General features: G+C 53.2%; 17 protein-coding genes and 1 other annotated feature. Of the genes, 13 read left to right on the top strand and 4 right to left on the bottom strand.

Annotated elements, in window-relative coordinates:
- Positions 1-28 precede the first annotated feature (28 nt).
- A complete protein-coding gene (nadR, locus tag JQN59_RS19715) occupies positions 29-1258 on the top strand; it encodes a multifunctional transcriptional regulator/nicotinamide-nucleotide adenylyltransferase/ribosylnicotinamide kinase NadR (RefSeq protein ID WP_003829942.1) in 1230 nt (409 codons plus the stop codon).
- Between the two features lie 99 nt (positions 1259-1357).
- Here nadR and ettA read toward each other — a convergent pair whose 3' ends face one another.
- Positions 1358-3025 (bottom strand): energy-dependent translational throttle protein EttA, encoded by a 1668-nt coding sequence (gene ettA / locus JQN59_RS19710; RefSeq protein ID WP_003829940.1) that lies wholly within the window; start codon positions 3023-3025, stop codon positions 1358-1360.
- Positions 3026-3356: 331 nt separating this feature from the next.
- Here ettA and sltY point away from each other — a divergent pair, with 331 nt between their 5' ends.
- Entirely contained in the window at positions 3357-5294 is a 1938-nt protein-coding gene (gene sltY, locus JQN59_RS19705; RefSeq protein WP_149607597.1) for a murein transglycosylase, read from the top strand.
- Positions 5295-5383: 89 nt separating this feature from the next.
- Complete coding sequence (trpR, locus tag JQN59_RS19700) at positions 5384-5710, top strand: trp operon repressor (RefSeq protein ID WP_032934222.1); 327 nt, start codon at positions 5384-5386, stop codon at positions 5708-5710.
- An 89-nt stretch (positions 5711-5799) separates the two neighbouring features.
- On the opposite strand, the gene yjjX is transcribed toward trpR, so the two are convergent.
- Entirely contained in the window at positions 5800-6324 is a 525-nt protein-coding gene (gene yjjX, locus JQN59_RS19695) for an inosine/xanthosine triphosphatase (RefSeq protein ID WP_057067005.1), read from the bottom strand.
- 71 nt (positions 6325-6395) lie between these two features.
- Here yjjX and gpmB point away from each other — a divergent pair, with 71 nt between their 5' ends.
- Positions 6396-7043: a 2,3-diphosphoglycerate-dependent phosphoglycerate mutase GpmB gene (gpmB, locus tag JQN59_RS19690; protein ID WP_003019006.1), complete on the top strand. Its 648-nt coding sequence runs from the start codon at positions 6396-6398 to the stop codon at positions 7041-7043.
- On the opposite strand, the gene robA is transcribed toward gpmB, so the two are convergent.
- Positions 7040-7909: an MDR efflux pump AcrAB transcriptional activator RobA gene (gene robA, locus JQN59_RS19685; RefSeq protein ID WP_003829933.1), complete on the bottom strand. Its 870-nt coding sequence runs from the start codon at positions 7907-7909 to the stop codon at positions 7040-7042. The genes gpmB and robA overlap by 4 nt on opposite strands.
- A 211-nt stretch (positions 7910-8120) precedes the next feature.
- Between robA and creA the strand changes: the two genes are divergently transcribed.
- The 4 genes from creA to creD are packed head-to-tail and all read left to right on the top strand — an operon-like array spanning position 8121 to position 12139.
- Complete coding sequence (gene creA, locus JQN59_RS19680) at positions 8121-8594, top strand: protein CreA (RefSeq protein WP_003018998.1); 474 nt, start codon at positions 8121-8123, stop codon at positions 8592-8594.
- A gap of 12 nt (positions 8595-8606) precedes the next feature.
- A complete protein-coding gene (gene creB, locus JQN59_RS19675; protein ID WP_003829928.1) occupies positions 8607-9296 on the top strand; it encodes a two-component system response regulator CreB in 690 nt (229 codons plus the stop codon).
- Positions 9296-10720: a two-component system sensor histidine kinase CreC gene (creC, locus tag JQN59_RS19670; protein WP_032942324.1), complete on the top strand. Its 1425-nt coding sequence runs from the start codon at positions 9296-9298 to the stop codon at positions 10718-10720. The genes creB and creC overlap by 1 nt, the downstream gene beginning before the upstream one ends.
- Positions 10721-10777: 57 nt before the next feature.
- Positions 10778-12139: a cell envelope integrity protein CreD gene (creD, locus tag JQN59_RS19665; RefSeq protein ID WP_149607598.1), complete on the top strand. Its 1362-nt coding sequence runs from the start codon at positions 10778-10780 to the stop codon at positions 12137-12139.
- A gap of 60 nt (positions 12140-12199) precedes the next feature.
- On the opposite strand, the gene arcA is transcribed toward creD, so the two are convergent.
- Complete coding sequence (gene arcA / locus JQN59_RS19660) at positions 12200-12916, bottom strand: two-component system response regulator ArcA (RefSeq protein WP_001194359.1); 717 nt, start codon at positions 12914-12916, stop codon at positions 12200-12202.
- 95 nt (positions 12917-13011) lie between these two features.
- On the opposite strand from arcA, the gene yjjY reads away from it, so the two are divergent.
- The 5 genes from yjjY (at position 13012) to thrB (ending at position 17988) form a co-directional block, all read left to right on the top strand.
- Positions 13012-13152, top strand: a complete 141-nt coding sequence (yjjY, locus tag JQN59_RS19655; RefSeq protein ID WP_042998021.1) for a protein YjjY — start codon at positions 13012-13014, stop codon at positions 13150-13152.
- 399 nt (positions 13153-13551) lie between these two features.
- Positions 13552-14238, top strand: a complete 687-nt coding sequence (locus JQN59_RS19650) for a tRNA/rRNA methyltransferase (protein ID WP_071446032.1) — start codon at positions 13552-13554, stop codon at positions 14236-14238.
- A 206-nt stretch (positions 14239-14444) separates the two neighbouring features.
- Positions 14445-14571: a sequence feature (Thr leader region), on the top strand.
- Positions 14450-14515: a thr operon leader peptide gene (thrL, locus tag JQN59_RS19645; RefSeq protein WP_032337689.1), complete on the top strand. Its 66-nt coding sequence runs from the start codon at positions 14450-14452 to the stop codon at positions 14513-14515. It overlaps the preceding feature by 66 nt.
- 23 nt (positions 14572-14594) lie before the next feature.
- Positions 14595-17057 (top strand): bifunctional aspartate kinase/homoserine dehydrogenase I, encoded by a 2463-nt coding sequence (gene thrA / locus JQN59_RS19640; RefSeq protein ID WP_149607599.1) that lies wholly within the window; start codon positions 14595-14597, stop codon positions 17055-17057.
- 1 nt (position 17058) lies between these two features.
- A complete protein-coding gene (gene thrB / locus JQN59_RS19635) occupies positions 17059-17988 on the top strand; it encodes a homoserine kinase (RefSeq protein ID WP_128611311.1) in 930 nt (309 codons plus the stop codon).
- Positions 17989-17991 lie beyond the last annotated feature (3 nt).

Raw genomic sequence — 17991 nt, 5'->3', positions numbered from 1 at the left:
TACGCGATTTTTCCAGCAGGAGGCTCTTGTGTCATTTGAATATCTGAAAACCGCCATAAAGCAAAAGGGCTGTACCCTGCAACAGGTGGCGGATGCCAGTGGCATGACCAAGGGATACCTAAGCCAACTGCTGAATGCCAAAATCAAAAGCCCCAGCGCGCAGAAGCTGGAGGCGTTGCACCGCTTTCTCGGTCTGGAGTTTCCGCGCCAGCAGAAAAATATCGGTGTGGTATTCGGCAAGTTTTATCCGCTGCACACCGGCCATATCTATCTTATCCAGCGCGCCTGTAGCCAGGTCGATGAACTGCATATCATCATGGGCTATGACGACACGCGCGATCGCAGCCTGTTTGAAGACAGTGCCATGTCGCAACAGCCTACGGTGCCCGATCGTTTACGCTGGCTGCTGCAAACCTTTAAGTATCAGAAAAATATCCGTATTCATGCCTTCAACGAAGAAGGCATGGAGCCGTATCCGCACGGCTGGGACGTGTGGAGCAACGGGATTAAAACGTTTATGCAGGAGAAAGGGATCCAGCCAAACTGGATCTACACCTCTGAAGAATCAGATGCCCCGCAGTATCTCGAACATTTGGGGATCGAAACCGTGCTGGTGGATCCTAAGCGGACGTTCATGAGCATCAGCGGCGGGCAAATCCGTGAAAACCCGTTTCGCTACTGGGAGTACATTCCGACCGAAGTGAAGCCGTTTTTCGTGCGCACCGTGGCGATCCTCGGCGGGGAGTCGAGCGGCAAATCGACGCTGGTGAATAAGCTCGCCAATATCTTTAACACCACCAGTGCGTGGGAATACGGGCGTGATTATGTCTTCTCCCATTTGGGCGGCGATGAGATGGCGTTGCAGTATTCTGACTACGATAAAATCGCCCTGGGACAAGCGCAATACATCGATTTTGCTGTTAAATACGCCAATAAAGTGGCATTCATTGACACCGATTTCGTGACCACTCAGGCCTTCTGTAAAAAGTATGAAGGGCGTGAACACCCGTTTGTGCAAGCGCTTATTGACGAGTATCGCTTCGACCTGGTGATCCTGCTGGAAAACAACACCCCATGGGTGGCGGATGGCTTACGCAGCCTTGGAAGCTCAGTTGACAGAAAAGCGTTTCAGACGCTGCTGGTCGAGATGCTGCAGGAAAACAATATCAATTTTGTGCACGTTCAGGAGCCTGACTACGACGGCCGCTTCCTGCGCTGCGTGGAGTTGGTGAAAGAACTAATGGGTGAGCAAAGGTAGATTTTAATGCCGGATGCGCTGCGCTTATCCGACCTACAAGTCGCACTAACCTCGTAGGCCGGATAAGGCGTAACGCCGCCATCCGGCACTTAACGCTAATTACTTAGAAATACGCTTGTACTTAATACGTTTCGGCTCCAGCGCATCGGCGCCCAGCGTACGTTTCTTGTACTCTTCGTATTCGGTAAAGTTACCTTCGAAGAACTCAACCTTACCTTCATCCTGGTAATCCAGAATGTGGGTGGCGATACGGTCGAGGAACCAACGGTCGTGCGAGATAACCATCGCGCAGCCCGGGAATTCCAGCAGGGCGTTTTCCAGCGCGCGCAGGGTTTCGATATCCAGGTCGTTGGTTGGTTCATCGAGCAGCAGCATGTTGCCGCCAACCTGCAGCAGCTTCGCCAGGTGCAGACGACCACGCTCACCACCGGACAGCTCGCCGACGCGTTTGCCCTGATCCACACCTTTGAAGTTGAAGCGGCCCACGTAGGCACGGCTTGGCATCTCGGTGTTGCCGATTCGCATGATATCCAGCCCGCCGGAAACTTCTTCCCACACGGTTTTGCTGTTGTCCATGGCGTCACGGAACTGGTCAACGGAGGCCAGTTTGACGGTTTCACCCAGCGTGATGGTGCCGCTGTCAGGCTGTTCCTGACCGGACATCATACGGAACAGGGTAGATTTACCCGCGCCGTTCGGACCGATGATGCCGACAATTGCGCCTTTCGGTACGGAGAAACTCAGATCGTCGATCAGAACGCGATCGCCGTAGGATTTACGCAGATTGGTGACTTCAACGACTTTATCGCCCAGACGTGCTCCAGGTGGAATAAACAGTTCGTTGGTTTCGTTACGTTTCTGGTATTCGGTGTTGTTCAGCTCTTCAAAGCGTGCCAGACGGGCTTTACCCTTAGACTGACGGCCTTTAGCGCCCTGACGTACCCACTCCAGCTCTTTCTCAATGGATTTACGGCGAGCCGCTTCCTGAGAGGCTTCTTGGGCCAGACGCTGATCTTTCTGCTCCAGCCAGGAAGAGTAGTTACCTTCCCACGGAATACCTTCACCACGGTCCAGCTCCAGGATCCAGCCCGCAACGTTGTCGAGGAAGTAACGGTCGTGGGTAATCGCCACTACGGTGCCTTCGAAGTCGTGCAGGAAGCGTTCCAGCCACGCGACGGATTCCGCATCCAGGTGGTTGGTCGGTTCGTCGAGCAGCAGCATGTCTGGTTTTTCCAGCAGCAGGCGGCATAGCGCAACGCGGCGGCGTTCACCACCGGAGAGATTCTCAATTTTAGCGTCCCAATCCGGCAGACGCAGGGCGTCAGCGGCACGCTCAAGCTGCACGTTCAGGTTATGGCCGTCGTGCGCCTGGATAATTTCTTCAAACTTGCCCTGTTGTGCGGCCAGTTTATCGAAGTCGGCGTCCGGCTCGGCGTACTTAGCGTAAACTTCATCCAGACCTTTCAGTGCACTAACCACTTCGGCAACCGCTTCTTCAACGGATTCACGAACGGTATGTTCCGGGTTCAGTTTTGGTTCCTGCGGCAGGTAACCGATTTTAATGCCTGGCTGTGGGCGAGCTTCACCTTCGATATCGGTATCAATACCGGCCATGATGCGCAGCAGGGTAGATTTACCCGCACCGTTCAGACCGAGAACACCGATTTTGGCGCCAGGGAAGAAGCTCAGTGAGATGTTTTTAAGAATATGACGTTTCGGCGGAACGACCTTGCCGACACGATGCATGGTATAAACGAATTGGGCCACGTTGGACTCGCCTCTATGTTTATCCCGTCATACTTCAAGCCGCAGATGCGTTGGCTGTGTCGTTCACCCCAGTCACGTACTTTTGTACGCTCAGGGGATTCACTTCCTCGCCGCCTTGCTGCAACTTGAATTATTTAGGGCTAATTATTGGTAAATAGTTATCAAAGGCGAAGTGTAGCCTTTTTCATTGCCCAATCCCAGCCAGCAGATCCCACTCGCAACAAAAGTAAAAAAGTGTCCGTGACGTGGCGCATTCTGCAATGTCTGGTTAGCATGAATTAATTAAGCGGCATGATGCTGCACAGACGTAACATGAGAAGAGGAAGAGCTTGTGGACAAAGCCAATCAATTTACCTGGCGCCTGCTGGCGGCCAGCGTATGTCTGCTGACGGTCAGTCAAGTGGCGCGAGCCGATTCCCTGGATGAGCAGCGCAATCGCTATGCGCAAATTAAGCAGGCCTGGGATAACCGACAGATGGATGTCGTAGAGCAGATGATGCCCGGCCTGAAGAACTATCCTCTGTATCCCTATCTGGAATATCGTCAGATTACTGACGATCTGATGAATCAGCCGACCATTACCGTCACCAATTTTGTGCGCGCCAACCCGACGCTGCCCCCGGCGCGTACTCTGCAATCGCGTTTTGTGAATGAACTGGCGCGCCGCGAAGACTGGCGTGGACTGCTGGCGTTTAGCCCGGAAAAACCGGGTACCACGGAAGCGCAATGCAACTATTACTTCGCGAAATGGAGTACCGGGCAAACCGAAGAGGCCTGGCGGGGCGCGAAAGATCTGTGGCTGACCGGGAAAAGTCAGCCGAACGCCTGTGACAAATTATTTGGCGTATGGCGCGCCTCAGGCACTCAGGATCCGCTGGCGTATCTGGAGCGTATTCGTCTGGCGATGAAAGCCGGGAATACCGGTCTGGTGACGGCGCTGGCCGGACAGATGCCCGTACAATACCAAACCATTGCCTCTGCGATCATTTCGCTGGCCAACGATCCGAATTCGGTGATGACTTTTGCTCGCACCACTGGTGCCACGGATTTCACCCGACAGATGGCGGCGGTCGCCTTTGCCAGCGTGGCGCGTCAGGATGTGGAAAACGCCCGCCTGATGATCCCGTCCCTGGTACAGGCGCAACAGCTTAATGACGAGCAAACCCAGGAGCTACGCGATATTGTTGCCTGGCGTCTGATGGGCAATGACGTCACCGACGAGCAGGCCAAATGGCGTGATGATGCGATTATGCGCTCCAATTCCACCTCGCTTGTGGAGCGTCGTGTGCGCATGGCGCTGGGAACCGGCGATCGTCGTGGCCTGAATACGTGGCTGGCGCGTCTGCCAATGGAAGCAAAAGAAAAAGACGAGTGGCGCTACTGGCAGGCTGATCTGCTGCTGGAGCGCGGACGTGATGCGGAAGCCAAAGAGATACTGCACCAGCTCATGCAGCAGCGTGGTTTCTATCCGATGGTGGCGGCACAGCGCCTGGGCGAAGAGTACGAGCTGAAAGTGGATAAAGCGCCAGCGAACGTTGATTCTGCGCTGACTCAGGGGCCAGAAATGGCACGCGTACGCGAGCTAATGTACTGGAACATGGATAATACCGCGCGCAGTGAATGGGCGAATCTGGTTACCAGCCGTACCAAGTCCGAGCAGGCTCAGTTGGCACGTTACGCGTTCAACAATCACTGGTGGGATCTGAGCGTTCAGGCGACGATCGCCGGTAAGCTGTGGGATCATCTGGAAGAGCGCTTCCCATTGGCCTATAAAGATCTGTTTACCCGTTACACCAGCGGCAAGGATATTCAGCCAAGTTATGCGATGGCGATAGCGCGTCAGGAAAGCGCCTGGAACCCGAAAGTGAAATCACCGGTCGGCGCCAGCGGGCTGATGCAGATTATGCCAGGCACGGCGACGCATACGGTGAAAATGTTCTCGATTCCAGGTTACAGCAGTCCGAGCCAGCTACTGGATCCTGATACCAACATCAACATTGGTACCAGCTATTTGCAGTACGTATATCAGCAATTCGGCAATAACCGCATCTTTGCGTCGGCAGCCTATAACGCCGGTCCGGGACGCGTTCGCACCTGGCTTGGCAATAGCGCTGGCCGCATTGATGCTGTGGCGTTTGTCGAAAGTATTCCATTCTCAGAGACGCGTGGTTACGTGAAGAATGTGCTGGCTTATGATGCGTACTATCGCTATTTCCTCGGCGATAAACCGGAGTTGATGAGCGACGCAGAATGGCAACGTCGTTACTGATCGTGTCGATTGTGTTATGCTATCGTACTCGTTAAAGAGTACAAAAGGGGGAAGCAAGCACGCTTCCCCCGCAACGATGGCGATATCTTATGACTCAGCAATCACCCTATTCAGCAGAGATGGCAGAACAACGTCACCAGGAGTGGTTACGTTTTGTCGATCTGCTTAAACACGCCTACGAACAAGATTTACACCTGCCACTGCTCAATTTGATGTTAACGCCGGATGAGCGTGAAGCGTTGGGCACGCGTGTGCGTATCATTGAAGAGCTGCTGCGCGGCGAGATGAGCCAGCGTGAGCTTAAAAACGAGCTCGGGGCGGGGATTGCCACTATTACGCGGGGGTCGAACAGCCTCAAATCCGCACCGGTGGATTTGCGTCAGTGGCTGGAGCAGGTGTTGCTGAAAAGTGTCTGATTTTCTCGTAGGCCGGATAAGGCGAAGCCGCCATCCGGCAATGGTGCGCGCTGCTTGCCTGATGGCGCTACGCTTATCAGGCCTACAAATTACAATGACTCATCGTATATCGCGTTATGAAACGGGCTGAGCGCCAGAATCACCGCCTGGTGATAGACGCTTGAGCGCGTCAGCTTGCCCGCGGTAAAAACGCCGATTGCGCCTTCTTTACGGCCAATTTCATCAATACCCGTATAGTCCGACATCACCGGGCCGAGTGCTTCACCTTTGCGGACTCTGTCGAGAATGACAGTCGGCAATGGCAGCGTGGCTGAACGGGCTTCACCGCGCTGAATGCCGTTATCAATCACCACCCAACTAAAGGTGGCATCGTCGTCAATTCCTGCTTCAATGGCGACCCAGAAATCAGCCTGCGGGTGCAGGCGGCGAGCGTTATCAACGCGATTTCGTGCGCCAGTGCGCGTTTCCTGGTTTCCGAAAGGTTGTTCCGGCACGCCACTCTCGACGGCGACGGGTTCAATATGGCAGGATCCTTCCCCGAAAATCTCTTCAAATGCCCGCAGAATTGCCTGAATTTTGGCAGGATTGGTGGTCGCAGAGATAACCTTGTGCATAATTAAGCTCAGTTTGAAAATTCATCGCAGAGTCTACTCAACGTATGACGAGTATATAACGGAAAAAAAGCATGTTACAGGTATACCTTGTTCGCCATGGCGAAACGCAGTGGAACGCCGAGCGACGTATTCAAGGCCAGTCAGACAGCCCACTAACCGCTAAAGGTGAACAACAAGCCATGCAGGTGGGAGAACGCGCCCGCTCGTTTGGTATTACGCATGTCATCAGTAGCGATCTTGGTCGTACACGACGCACCGCAGAAATCATCGCCCAGGCCTGCGGCTGTGATATCACCTATGATTCTCGTCTGCGTGAGCTGAATATGGGGGTGCTGGAAAAACGTCACATCGATACGCTGACGCCAGAGGAAGAGGGCTGGCGTCGCCAGTTGGTGAACGGCACGGTGGATGGTCGTATTCCGGAAGGGGAATCGATGCAGGAGCTGAGCGATCGCGTCAATGCGGCGCTGGCATCCTGTCTGGAGCTGCCGCCGGGAAGTCGTCCACTGCTGGTCAGCCACGGTATCGCGCTGGGTTGCCTGGTGAGCACAATTCTGGGATTACCGGCATGGGCTGAACGTCGCTTGCGTCTGCGCAACTGTTCAATTTCTCGCGTTGATTACCAGGAAAGCTTATGGCTGGCGCCGGGATGGGTCGTTGAAACGGCAGGGGACATCTCACATCTGGACGCCCCTGCGTTGGATGAACTACAGCGCTAGCGGCGAATCGGAATCAGGAATTCGCAGCGCAGGTTGATCGGGCGATCTCCCGCTTTGGCATCTTCTGCCGGGTAGTATCGCTCGATATCCTGTCCTTTACGGCGCGTCAGGTTCAGCATCGGCATGCATGTGCCGTAAACCGTCAGGATAAACTCTTGCACGCCGGTTCCCAGCCCTTCGTAGGTAAACATCACGTACTCGCCACCCTGTAACAGGATAGGCTGCGCCGACGGCACGTAGCCATTGGCCTGTTCCGGCGTCAGTGCTGTGGTGTAAAACACTTCCTGTTCGTCGTCTTTTTCAATGCTCGGACGCGTTTCGTTAAGCCCGTACAGCACTGGCGGGATCGCCGGAGCCTGAGCAAGGAAGTCGCGCCAGAACTGAATACGCATTTCATGACGGAAATCTGAAATCTGTTCCAGCGAGCAGGAATAGCTTTGCGTGGTGCCGAGCAGTTGCGTATCTTCCAGGGTGACAAACTCGTGTGCAGGCATCGTAAATTCACCCAGTCGCATTGGCGGGCGAATACCGAATGCGCTCCATTCCGGTGAACGGCGATACAGCGCTGGTGTCTGCGAAAATTGTTTCTTGAATGCGCGAGTAAAAGTTTGTTGAGAGTCGAAGCGATATTGCAGCGCAATATCCAAAATTGGACGCGCAGTCAGGCGCAGCGCCACTGCGGATTTCGATAAACGACGGGCGCGGATATAGGCGCCAATAGCATGGCCCGTCACGTCCTTAAACATTCTCTGCAGGTGCCACTTGGAATAGCCCGCTTTTGCCGCCACATTGTCAAGCGACAAAGGCTGATCCAGATGACCTTCCAGCCAGATTAATAGGTCGCGAATAATGCCAGCCTGATCCATAAAATATCCTCATCCTTTCAACAACGAGTACCTGACGTCAGGTATGAGGATAATAGCATTTTTTGCTGTTTTAGCATTCAGTGTTTTTTTTGCTCATAAGTGCTTTTTTCGGACATACGAAAGCGTGATTATTGTAATCCTGTGATCTGTATACATTTTATCTTAGAATGTTTAATAATTACGCAGAACAACTTTTAAGAATGGTAACAATATGAAATATAAGAGCTTAGTCATTTCCTCAATTCTGCTGATGTTGGCGCAGGTCGCCCATGCGGAGCAGATTGGATCTGTCGATACGGTGTTCAAAATGTTTGGGCCGGATCATAAAATTGTGGTCGAAGCGTTTGACGATCCGGATGTTACCAATGTGACCTGTTACGTGAGTCGTGCGAAGACCGGCGGCATCAAAGGTGGACTGGGGCTGGCGGAAGATACCTCCGATGCCGCCATCTCTTGCCAGCAGGTTGGGCCGGTAGAACTGAGCGACAGAATCAAGAACGGTAAAGCTCAGGGCGAAGTGGTATTTAAGAAACGTACCTCGCTGGTGTTTAAATCTTTACAGGTCGTGCGTTTTTACGATGCGAAACGTAATGCGCTGGCCTATCTGGCGTATTCAGATAAAGTTGTCGATGGATCGCCCAAAAATGCCATCAGTGCGGTACCCATCATGCCGTGGCGGCAATAACAAGGAAGCACAATGCAACAGCCGTTGATCTGGTTGGTTGAGGATGAGCAGGGAATCGCTGATACGCTTATCTACATGCTGCAACAAGAAGGGTTTAGCGTAGAGGCGTTTGAGCGCGGATTTCCCGTGCTGGAGAAATCTCGCCAGCAATGCCCTGATGCCATCATTCTGGATGTCGGGCTACCGGATATCAGCGGTTTTGAACTGTGCCGACGTTTACTGGAACGCCACCCGGCGTTGCCGATCCTCTTTCTGACCGCGCGCAGCGATGAAGTGGATCGCCTGTTGGGGCTGGAAATTGGTGCAGATGACTATGTTGCCAAGCCTTTCTCGCCGCGCGAGGTGTGCGCTCGTGTGCGTACGCTGCTGCGGCGGGTGCAAAAATTCTCCACGCCTTCATCGATGACACGCTGTGGGGATTTTGAACTTAATGAGCTGGCCGCGCAGATTACCTGGTTCAGCATGCCGTTGAACCTGACGCGTTATGAATTCCTGCTGCTGAAAACATTGCTGATGTCGCCGGGACGTATTTACTCTCGCCAGCAGCTGATGGATTTAGTCTGGGCAGACGCGCAGGATACCTTTGACAGAACGGTTGATACTCACATCAAAACGCTGCGCGCCAAGCTGCGGGCTATCAATCCGGAGCTTTCCCCCATCAATACACATCGCGGTATGGGATACAGCCTGAGGAACTGCTGATGCGCATTGGAATGCGTTTGCTGCTCGGCTATTTTCTGATTGTCGCGGTCGCCGCCTGGTTTGTTCTGTCGATCTTTGTGCAGGAAATTAAGCCAGGCGTTCGTCGGGCGACCGAAGGTACTCTAATTGATACCGCCACGCTGCTGGCTGCACTGGCGCGTGATGACGTGCTCTCTGACTCACCGGCTAACGGCAAGCTGGCGCAGGCATTTGCGCAGCTGCATAACCGCCCATTTAATGCCAACATCAGCGGCATTAACAAAGTGCGTAATGAATACCATGTATACATGACGGACGCGCAGGGCAAGGTGTTGTTTGATTCAGCTAACCAGGCCGTCGGTCAGGACTACTCCCGCTGGAACGATGTGTGGTTAACGCTGCGTGGGCAGTATGGCGCCCGCAGCACGCCGCAAAACCCGAACGATCCGGAAAGCTCGGTGATGTACGTTGCCGCGCCGATCGTAGATGGTGGTCGTATTATCGGTGTGCTCAGTGTCGGCAAACCAAATGCGGCGATGGCACCGGTGATTAAACGCAGTGAACGGCGAATGCTGTGGGCCAGCGCCGTATTGCTGGGCATTGCCCTGGTGATTGGCTTCGGGATGGTATGGTGGATAAACCGATCCATTGCCCGGCTGGCGCGTTATGCCGACTCCGTTACCGAGAATCGCCCCGTCCCACTGCCTGATTTAGGCAGCAGCGAGTTACGCAAACTGGCGCAGGCGCTGGAAAGTATGCGCCTGAAGCTCGAAGGCAAGAACTACATTGAGCAGTATGTCTACGCGTTAACGCATGAGCTGAAAAGTCCGCTGGCGGCTATTCGTGGCGCGGCAGAGATATTGCGCGAAGGCCCGCCGCCAAACGTGGTAGCGCGTTTTACCGATAATATTCTGACGCAAAATGCGCGTATGCAGGCGCTGGTCGAAACTTTGCTGCGCCAGGCGCGACTGGAGAATCGACAGGACATTACGTTGACGGCGGTGGAGGTAGATACGCTTTTTGCTCAGCTCAAAGAGGCGCGTAGCGTGCAACTGGCGGCAAAAAACATTACGCTGACCATTCTGCCTTCATCGCTTAGCGTCGCTGCCGATCCCGCGCTGCTGGAGCAGGCATTGGGGAACTTGCTCGACAACGCTATCGACTTCACGCCACAGGGTGGGACGATTACGTTGAGCGCGCATCAGCAGGAGGAGCTGGTCACATTGCAGGTTACCGACAGCGGTAGCGGGATCCCTGATTTTGCGTTGCCGCGTATTTTTGAGCGCTTCTACTCGCTGCCCCGCGAGAATGGACACAAGAGCAGCGGTTTGGGGCTGGCGTTTGTCAATGAAGTTGCACGACTGCATGAAGGTACGGTGACATTATCTAACCGACCAGAGGGCGGCGCCCAGGCCTCGTTTACGCTTCACCGTCACTTCACATAACTTCAAATTCTCCGCACATAGCTGTTCTACCTTGCTGATATTGCAAAGGAGAACGCTATGTTTAAATCACCCCTGTTTTGGAAAATTGTCACCTTAGGCGGCGCAATATTACTGCTGTTAATTCCACTGACGATGGTCAGGCAGATAATCGTTGAGCGATCGGATTATCGTGATGAAGTCGAAGATGCTATTCGTCAGAGCACCAGTGGGCCGCAAAAGATGGTCGGGCCGCTGATTGCCGTCCCGGTGACGGAACTGTATATCGAGCTGGAAGGCGACAAACAGATCCAGCGTAAGCGTAGCTATATCCATTTCTGGCTGCCGGAGTCGTTGGTGGTTGAGGGGAATCAGAACGTTGAAGCGCGTAAAATCGGTATTTACGAAGGCCAGGTCTGGCACAATGACCTCTTGGTGAAGGCCGAATTTAACGCTGAACGCTTGCGCGATTTAAACCATCCCAATGTCAGCGTCGGCAAACCGTTTATCGTGGTTGGCGTGGGGGATGCGCGCGGGATCGGTGTGGTGCAAGCGCCGCAGGTCAATGGGGAATCGCTGGCCGTTGAGCCAGGGACGGGGCTGGATGGGGGAGCTCAAGGGATCCACATACCGCTACCTGACGCGAGCTGGGCGGAGCAAAACCTGAGCATGGCGCTGTCGTTGAATTTGAGCGGAACCGGAGATTTCTCCGTTGTTCCGGTTGGCCGTAACAGTGAAATGACCTTAACCAGCAACTGGCCGCATCCCAACTTTCTTGGGGATTTCCTCCCGGCGAAGCGCGAAATCAGCGAATCAGGATTTAAGGCCCAGTGGCAGAGCAGCTGGTTCGCGAATAACCTCGGCGAACGCTTTGATGGCGAAAAGATTGGCTGGAAGGGAATGCCTGCATTTAGCGTTGCCGTCGCCACGCCAGCGGATCAGTATCAGTTAACGGATAGGGCTACCAAGTATGCCATCCTGCTGATTGTACTGACCTTTATGTCTTTCTTCGTGCTTGAAAGTATGACCAGCCTGCGTCTGCACCCGATGCAGTATCTGCTGATGGGGCTATCGCTGGTGATGTTTTATCTGCTGCTGCTGGCATTGTCTGAGCACATTGGGTTTACGGCGGCGTGGATTACGGCAAGCCTGGTAGGCGCGTTAATGAACGGGGTGTATCTGCAGGCGATATTACAGAGTTGGCGGAACAGTATTTTATTCACCGTGGCGCTGCTGGGGTTGGATGGGGTGATGTGGGTGCTGCTACGTTCACAGGACAGCTCTTTACTGCTGGGAACCGGCGTGCTGTTGGTCGCGTTGTGTGGCGTGATGTTCCTGACGCGTCATCTTGACTGGCACTCGCTGGCACAGCCAAAACCAAAGCCGACAGAAATTCCGGAGCCTCTGCCTGCGCAGAGTGACGAGTTTCGCCTATGGAAATAGGGCGGTGGGGAAATGAAAAACGGCGCATAATGCGCCGTTTTTTTACCTGTAAGGATTGAATTAATCCTGCAGGTCGCCGCAGAAACGGTAGCCTTCACCGTGAATGGTGGCGATGATTTCTGGCGTATCCGGCGTAGATTCGAAATGTTTACGAATGCGGCGGATAGTCACGTCAACGGTACGGTCATGCGGCTTCAGTTCGCGACCGGTCATTTTTTTCAGCAGTTCTGCGCGAGACTGGATTTTGCCCGGATTCTCACAGAAGTGAAGCATTGCACGGAATTCGCTGCGTGGCAGTTTATACTGCTCGCCGTCAGGACCAATCAGAGAGCGGCTGTTGATGTCCAGCTCCCAGCCGTTGAACTTGTAGCTTTCGACGCTACGGCGTTCTTCGCTGACAGTACCCAGGTTCATGGTACGGGACAGCAGGTTACGAGCACGGATAGTCAGTTCGCGCGGGTTAAACGGCTTGGTGATGTAATCGTCTGCGCCGATTTCGAGGCCGAGAATTTTATCGACTTCGTTATCACGGCCCGTCAGGAACATCAGCGCAACGTTAGCTTGTTCGCGAAGTTCGCGCGCTAACAGGAGGCCATTTTTCCCAGGCAGATTGATATCCATAATCACAAGGTTGATGTCATATTCAGAGAGAATCTGATGCATTTCCGCGCCATCTGTCGCTTCGAATACATCATAGCCTTCTGCTTCGAAAATGCTTTTCAACGTGTTGCGTGTTACTAACTCGTCTTCAACGATAAGAATGTGCGGGGTCTGCATGTTTGCTACCTAAATTGCCAACTAAATCGAAACAGGAAGTACAAAAGTCCCTGACCTGCCTGATGCATGCCGTAAATTAACATGATCGGCGTAACATGACTAAAGTACGTAATTGCGTTCTTGATGCACTTTCCATCAACGTCAACAACATCATTAGCTTGGTCGTGGGTAGTTTCCCTCTGGACCCGACAGTGTCAAAAACGGCTGTCATCCTAACCATTTTAACAGCAACATAACAGGCTAAGACATGCCGGACACCCAATAAAACTACGCTTCGTTGACATATATCAAGTTCAATTGTAGCACGTTAACAGTTTGATGAAATCAACGTATCCAAATGTTTGCTTTCATCACAAAATTGCAATATTACAACTAGTTGCACGAGCTAATTAATAAATGTAATGAATCCAACCAATGCGATCCATTTTAAAATAAATTATCATGGATAAACAGAGGGATATACAACTTTTGTTAACATAAAAAGCAATAGTACAGTTTGGAAATAGTTTAGCATTTTTTACCGGATGCGAAATCCTTTTTCAGTGACTTCTGTTAAAAAAATGTAAATTTGCGCTGCGTAATATGTTGACGTGCGTCACATTATTACTTGCAGACTGACCAAAAAGAGTATCGAAATGCGTTTAACAATTATTCTGGTTGCCCCTGCCAGAGCGGAAAATATTGGCGCGGCTGCCCGTGCGATGAAGACCATGGGATTCACTCAATTACGTATCGTTGACAGCGAGGCGCACCTGGAACCAGCCACGCGATGGGTCGCGCATGGATCGGGCGACATTATTGATAATATTAACGTTTTTCCAACGTTAGCCGATGCGCTTCACGACGTAGATTTTACCATTGCGACCACCGCGCGTAGCCGGGCGAAGTTCCATTATTACGCCACTCCGGTCGAACTGGTTCCCCTGTTACAGGAGAAATCCACGTGGATGGAACATGCAGCGCTGGTGTTTGGTCGTGAAGATTCGGGGCTGACCAATGAAGAATTAGCGCTGGCAGATGTACTCACTGGTGTACCGATGGTTGCTGACTATCCTTCACTCAATTTGGGGCAGGCGGTGATGGTGTATTGCTATCAATTAGCAGGTTTAATACAACAACCGGCCAAAAACGTTGAGGTGACGGATGAGCTTCAACTGCAGGCATTGCGCGCACGCGTTTTGCGTTTATTAGCCACGCTGAACGTTTCTGACGACATCAAGCTGACGGACTGGTTGCAACAGCGAATGGGTCTGTTGGGGCAGCGAGACACGGCAATGTTGCACCGTTTTTTACATGATATTGAAAAAAACGTCACAAAATAAAATGTCGAACAATTTTTGTTGTGTAGTGTTTTGTTCTTGGTTCAAGTGGGCTCGACATGCTGTATTGGTTGAAAGTAAAAGGGCAAGCAGTCGCTCATGAACAAGTTTCGGAATGTGATCAATTTAAAAATTTATTGACTTAGGTCAGCAGATACTTTAACCCTAAAAGAATACAGGACAGATAATAAATAATTACAGAGCACACAACATCATGAAACGCATCAGCATCACCATTACTACAACCATCACCATTACCACAGGTAACGGTGCGGGCTGACGCGTACAGGAAACACAAGAAAAAGCCCGCACCTAAACAGTGCGGGCTTTTTTTTCGACCAAAGGCAATGAGGTAAACCATGCGAGTGTTGAAGTTCGGCGGTACATCAGTGGCAAATGCAGAGCGCTTTCTGCGGGTTGCCGATATTCTGGAAAGCAATGCCAGACAGGGGCAGGTCGCGACCGTTCTCTCTGCCCCCGCAAAAATTACCAACCATCTGGTGGCAATGATTGAGAAGACCATCGGTGGTCAGGATGCTTTAGCTAATATCAGCGACGCCGAACGCATTTTCTCCGAGCTGCTGGTGGGTCTTGCCGCCGAGCAACCAGGTTTTCCGCTGGCGCAGCTCAAAGCCTTTGTTGAACAAGAATTTGCTCAGATTAAGCACGTCCTGCACGGCATCAGCCTGCTGGGACAGTGCCCGGACAGCATCAATGCCGCGCTTATCTGCCGTGGTGAAAAAATGTCGATTGCTATCATGGCCGGCCTGCTGGAAGCACGCGGGCATAACGTAACGGTCATCGACCCGGTGGAGAAATTGCTGGCTGTCGGCCATTACCTCGAATCTACCGTTGATATCGCCGAATCTACGCGCCGCATCGCCGCCAGCCGTATTCCTGCGGATCACATGATTCTGATGGCAGGGTTTACCGCCGGAAATGAAAAAGGTGAGTTAGTGGTGTTGGGACGTAATGGCTCTGACTACTCTGCCGCCGTACTGGCCGCCTGTTTGCGTGCCGATTGTTGTGAAATCTGGACCGATGTCGACGGCGTATATACTTGCGATCCGCGTCAGGTACCCGATGCCCGACTACTTAAGTCGATGTCTTATCAGGAAGCGATGGAGCTTTCTTACTTCGGCGCCAAAGTGCTGCATCCGCGCACCATTACCCCTATTGCCCAGTTCCAGATCCCGTGCCTGATTAAAAATACCGGCAATCCGCAAGCGCCCGGTACGCTGATCGGTGCCAGCAGTGATGACGATGATTTGCCGGTAAAAGGTATTTCTAACCTCAATAACATGGCGATGTTTAGCGTTTCCGGCCCTGGAATGAAAGGCATGGTGGGCATGGCGGCGCGCGTTTTTGCCGCCATGTCGCGTGCGGGCATCTCGGTGGTGCTGATCACTCAATCCTCTTCTGAATACAGCATCAGCTTCTGCGTCCCGCAGGGCGACTGCGCGCGTGCGCAACGCGCCATGCAGGATGAATTCTACCTCGAGCTGAAAGAAGGCCTTCTGGAGCCGTTGGCGGTGACTGAGCGTCTGGCCATCATCTCTGTTGTTGGCGATGGTATGCGCACCCTGCGCGGCATCTCGGCGAAGTTCTTTGCCGCGCTGGCTCGGGCGAACATCAATATTGTAGCGATCGCCCAGGGCTCGTCTGAGCGTTCTATTTCGGTGGTGGTGAATAACGATGACGCGACCACCGGCGTACGCGTGACCCATCAGATGCTGTTCAACACCGACCAGGTGATTGAAGTGTTTGTGATTGGCGTAGGCGGCGTGGGCGGTGCGCTGCTGGAGCAGCTTAAACGTCAGCAAACCTGGCTCAAAAAGAAGCATATCGATCTGCGCGTGTGCGGCGTGGCGAACTCGAAGGCTCTGCTGACCAACGTCCACGGTCTGAATCTGGAAAACTGGCAGTCGGAGCTGGAGAGCGCGAAAGAGCCTTTCAACCTTGGGCGCTTAATTCGTCTGGTGAAAGAATACCATCTGCTCAATCCGGTGATTGTCGACTGTACGTCAAGCCAGGCGGTAGCGGATCAATATGCCGACTTCTTGCGTGAAGGCTTCCACGTGGTTACGCCGAACAAAAAGGCCAACACGTCGTCGATGGATTACTATCATCAGTTGCGTTTTGCCGCCGCGAAGTCTCGTCGTAAATTCCTGTACGACACCAACGTGGGCGCGGGATTGCCGGTTATTGAAAACCTGCAAAATCTGCTCAGCGCAGGTGATGAACTGCAACGCTTTTCAGGCATCCTTTCTGGCTCACTGTCGTTTATTTTCGGCAAACTGGATGAAGGCATGAGCTTCTCGCAGGCCACCATCCTGGCGCGTGAGATGGGCTATACCGAACCCGATCCGCGTGACGATCTTTCCGGTACGGACGTGGCGCGTAAGCTGCTGATCCTGGCCCGTGAAACCGGTCGTGAGCTGGAGCTTTCTGACATTGTCATTGAGCCGGTCCTGCCAAAAGAGTTTGATGACTCCGGTGATGTTTCCGCGTTTATGGCGAAATTGTCGCAGCTGGATGACGTCTTTGCCGCGCGTGTGGCGAAAGCCCGTGATGAGGGAAAAGTATTGCGCTATGTTGGCAATATCGAAGAGGACGGCGTTTGTCGCGTGAAAATTGATGCAGTAGACGGCAACGATCCGCTGTTTAAAGTGAAAAACGGTGAAAACGCGCTGGCGTTCTATAGCCACTACTATCAGCCGTTACCGTTGGTTCTGCGCGGATATGGCGCGGGTAACGATGTGACGGCGGCGGGCGTCTTTGCCGACCTGCTACGCACCCTTTCATGGAAGTTAGGAGTCTGACATGGTGAGAGTTTATGCCCCGGCTTCCAGTGCCAATATGAGCGTCGGGTTTGATGTACTCGGTGCAGCGGTAACGCCGGTGGACGGTTCGTTGTTGGGTGATGTGGTGTCCGTTGAGGCGGCTGACCAGTTCAGCCTGAACAACCTTGGGCGCTTTGCCAACAAACTGCCGCCTGAGCCGCGAGAAAACATTGTCTACCAGTGCTGGGAGCGATTCTGTCAGGAGCTGGGTAAAAGCGTTCCGGTGGCGATGACGCTGGAAAAAAATATGCCGATTGGCTCCGGGTTAGGCTCCAGCGCCTGTTCCGTCGTGGCGGCGCTGGTCGCTATGAACGAACACTGCGGCAAGCCGCTCAACGATACGCGCCTGTTAGCGATAATGGGCGAGCTGGAAGGGCGTATCTCCGGCAGTATTCATTACGATAACGTCGCCCCGTGCTTTTTGGGCGGCATGCAGTTAATGATTGAAGAAAACGGCATTATTAGCCAGCAGGTGCCAGGCTTTGATGAGTGGCTGTGGGTACTGGCGTATCCGGGGATAAAAGTGTCGACGGCAGAAGCGCGGGCGATTCTCCCAGCCCAGTATCGCCGTCAGGACTGTATCGCTCATGGGCGGCATCTGGCTGGATTCATCCATGCCTGCTATTCCCGTCAGCCTCTTCTGGCCGCGAAGCTGATGAAAGATGTCATTGCTGAGCCGTATCGTACCCGCTTGCTGCCAGGCTTTAGCCAGGCGCGTCAGGCGGTCGCAGAAATTGGCGCGCTGGCCAGCGGTATATCCGGGTCAGGACCGACGCTGTTCGCCTTGTGCGATAAGCCGGATACGGCGCAGCGCGTAGCGGACTGGCTGGGTAAAAATTACCTGCAAAATCAGGAAGGCTTTGTTCATATTTGCCGGCTGGACACGGCGGGCGCACGGGTACTGGGATAATCA

This window comes from Citrobacter sp. B72, from assembly GCF_016894305.1.
GTDB lineage: Bacteria > Pseudomonadota > Gammaproteobacteria > Enterobacterales > Enterobacteriaceae > Citrobacter > Citrobacter portucalensis.
Note: the sequence above shows the minus strand (reverse complement) of the source record. Positions and strands in the feature narration are given on the sequence as shown.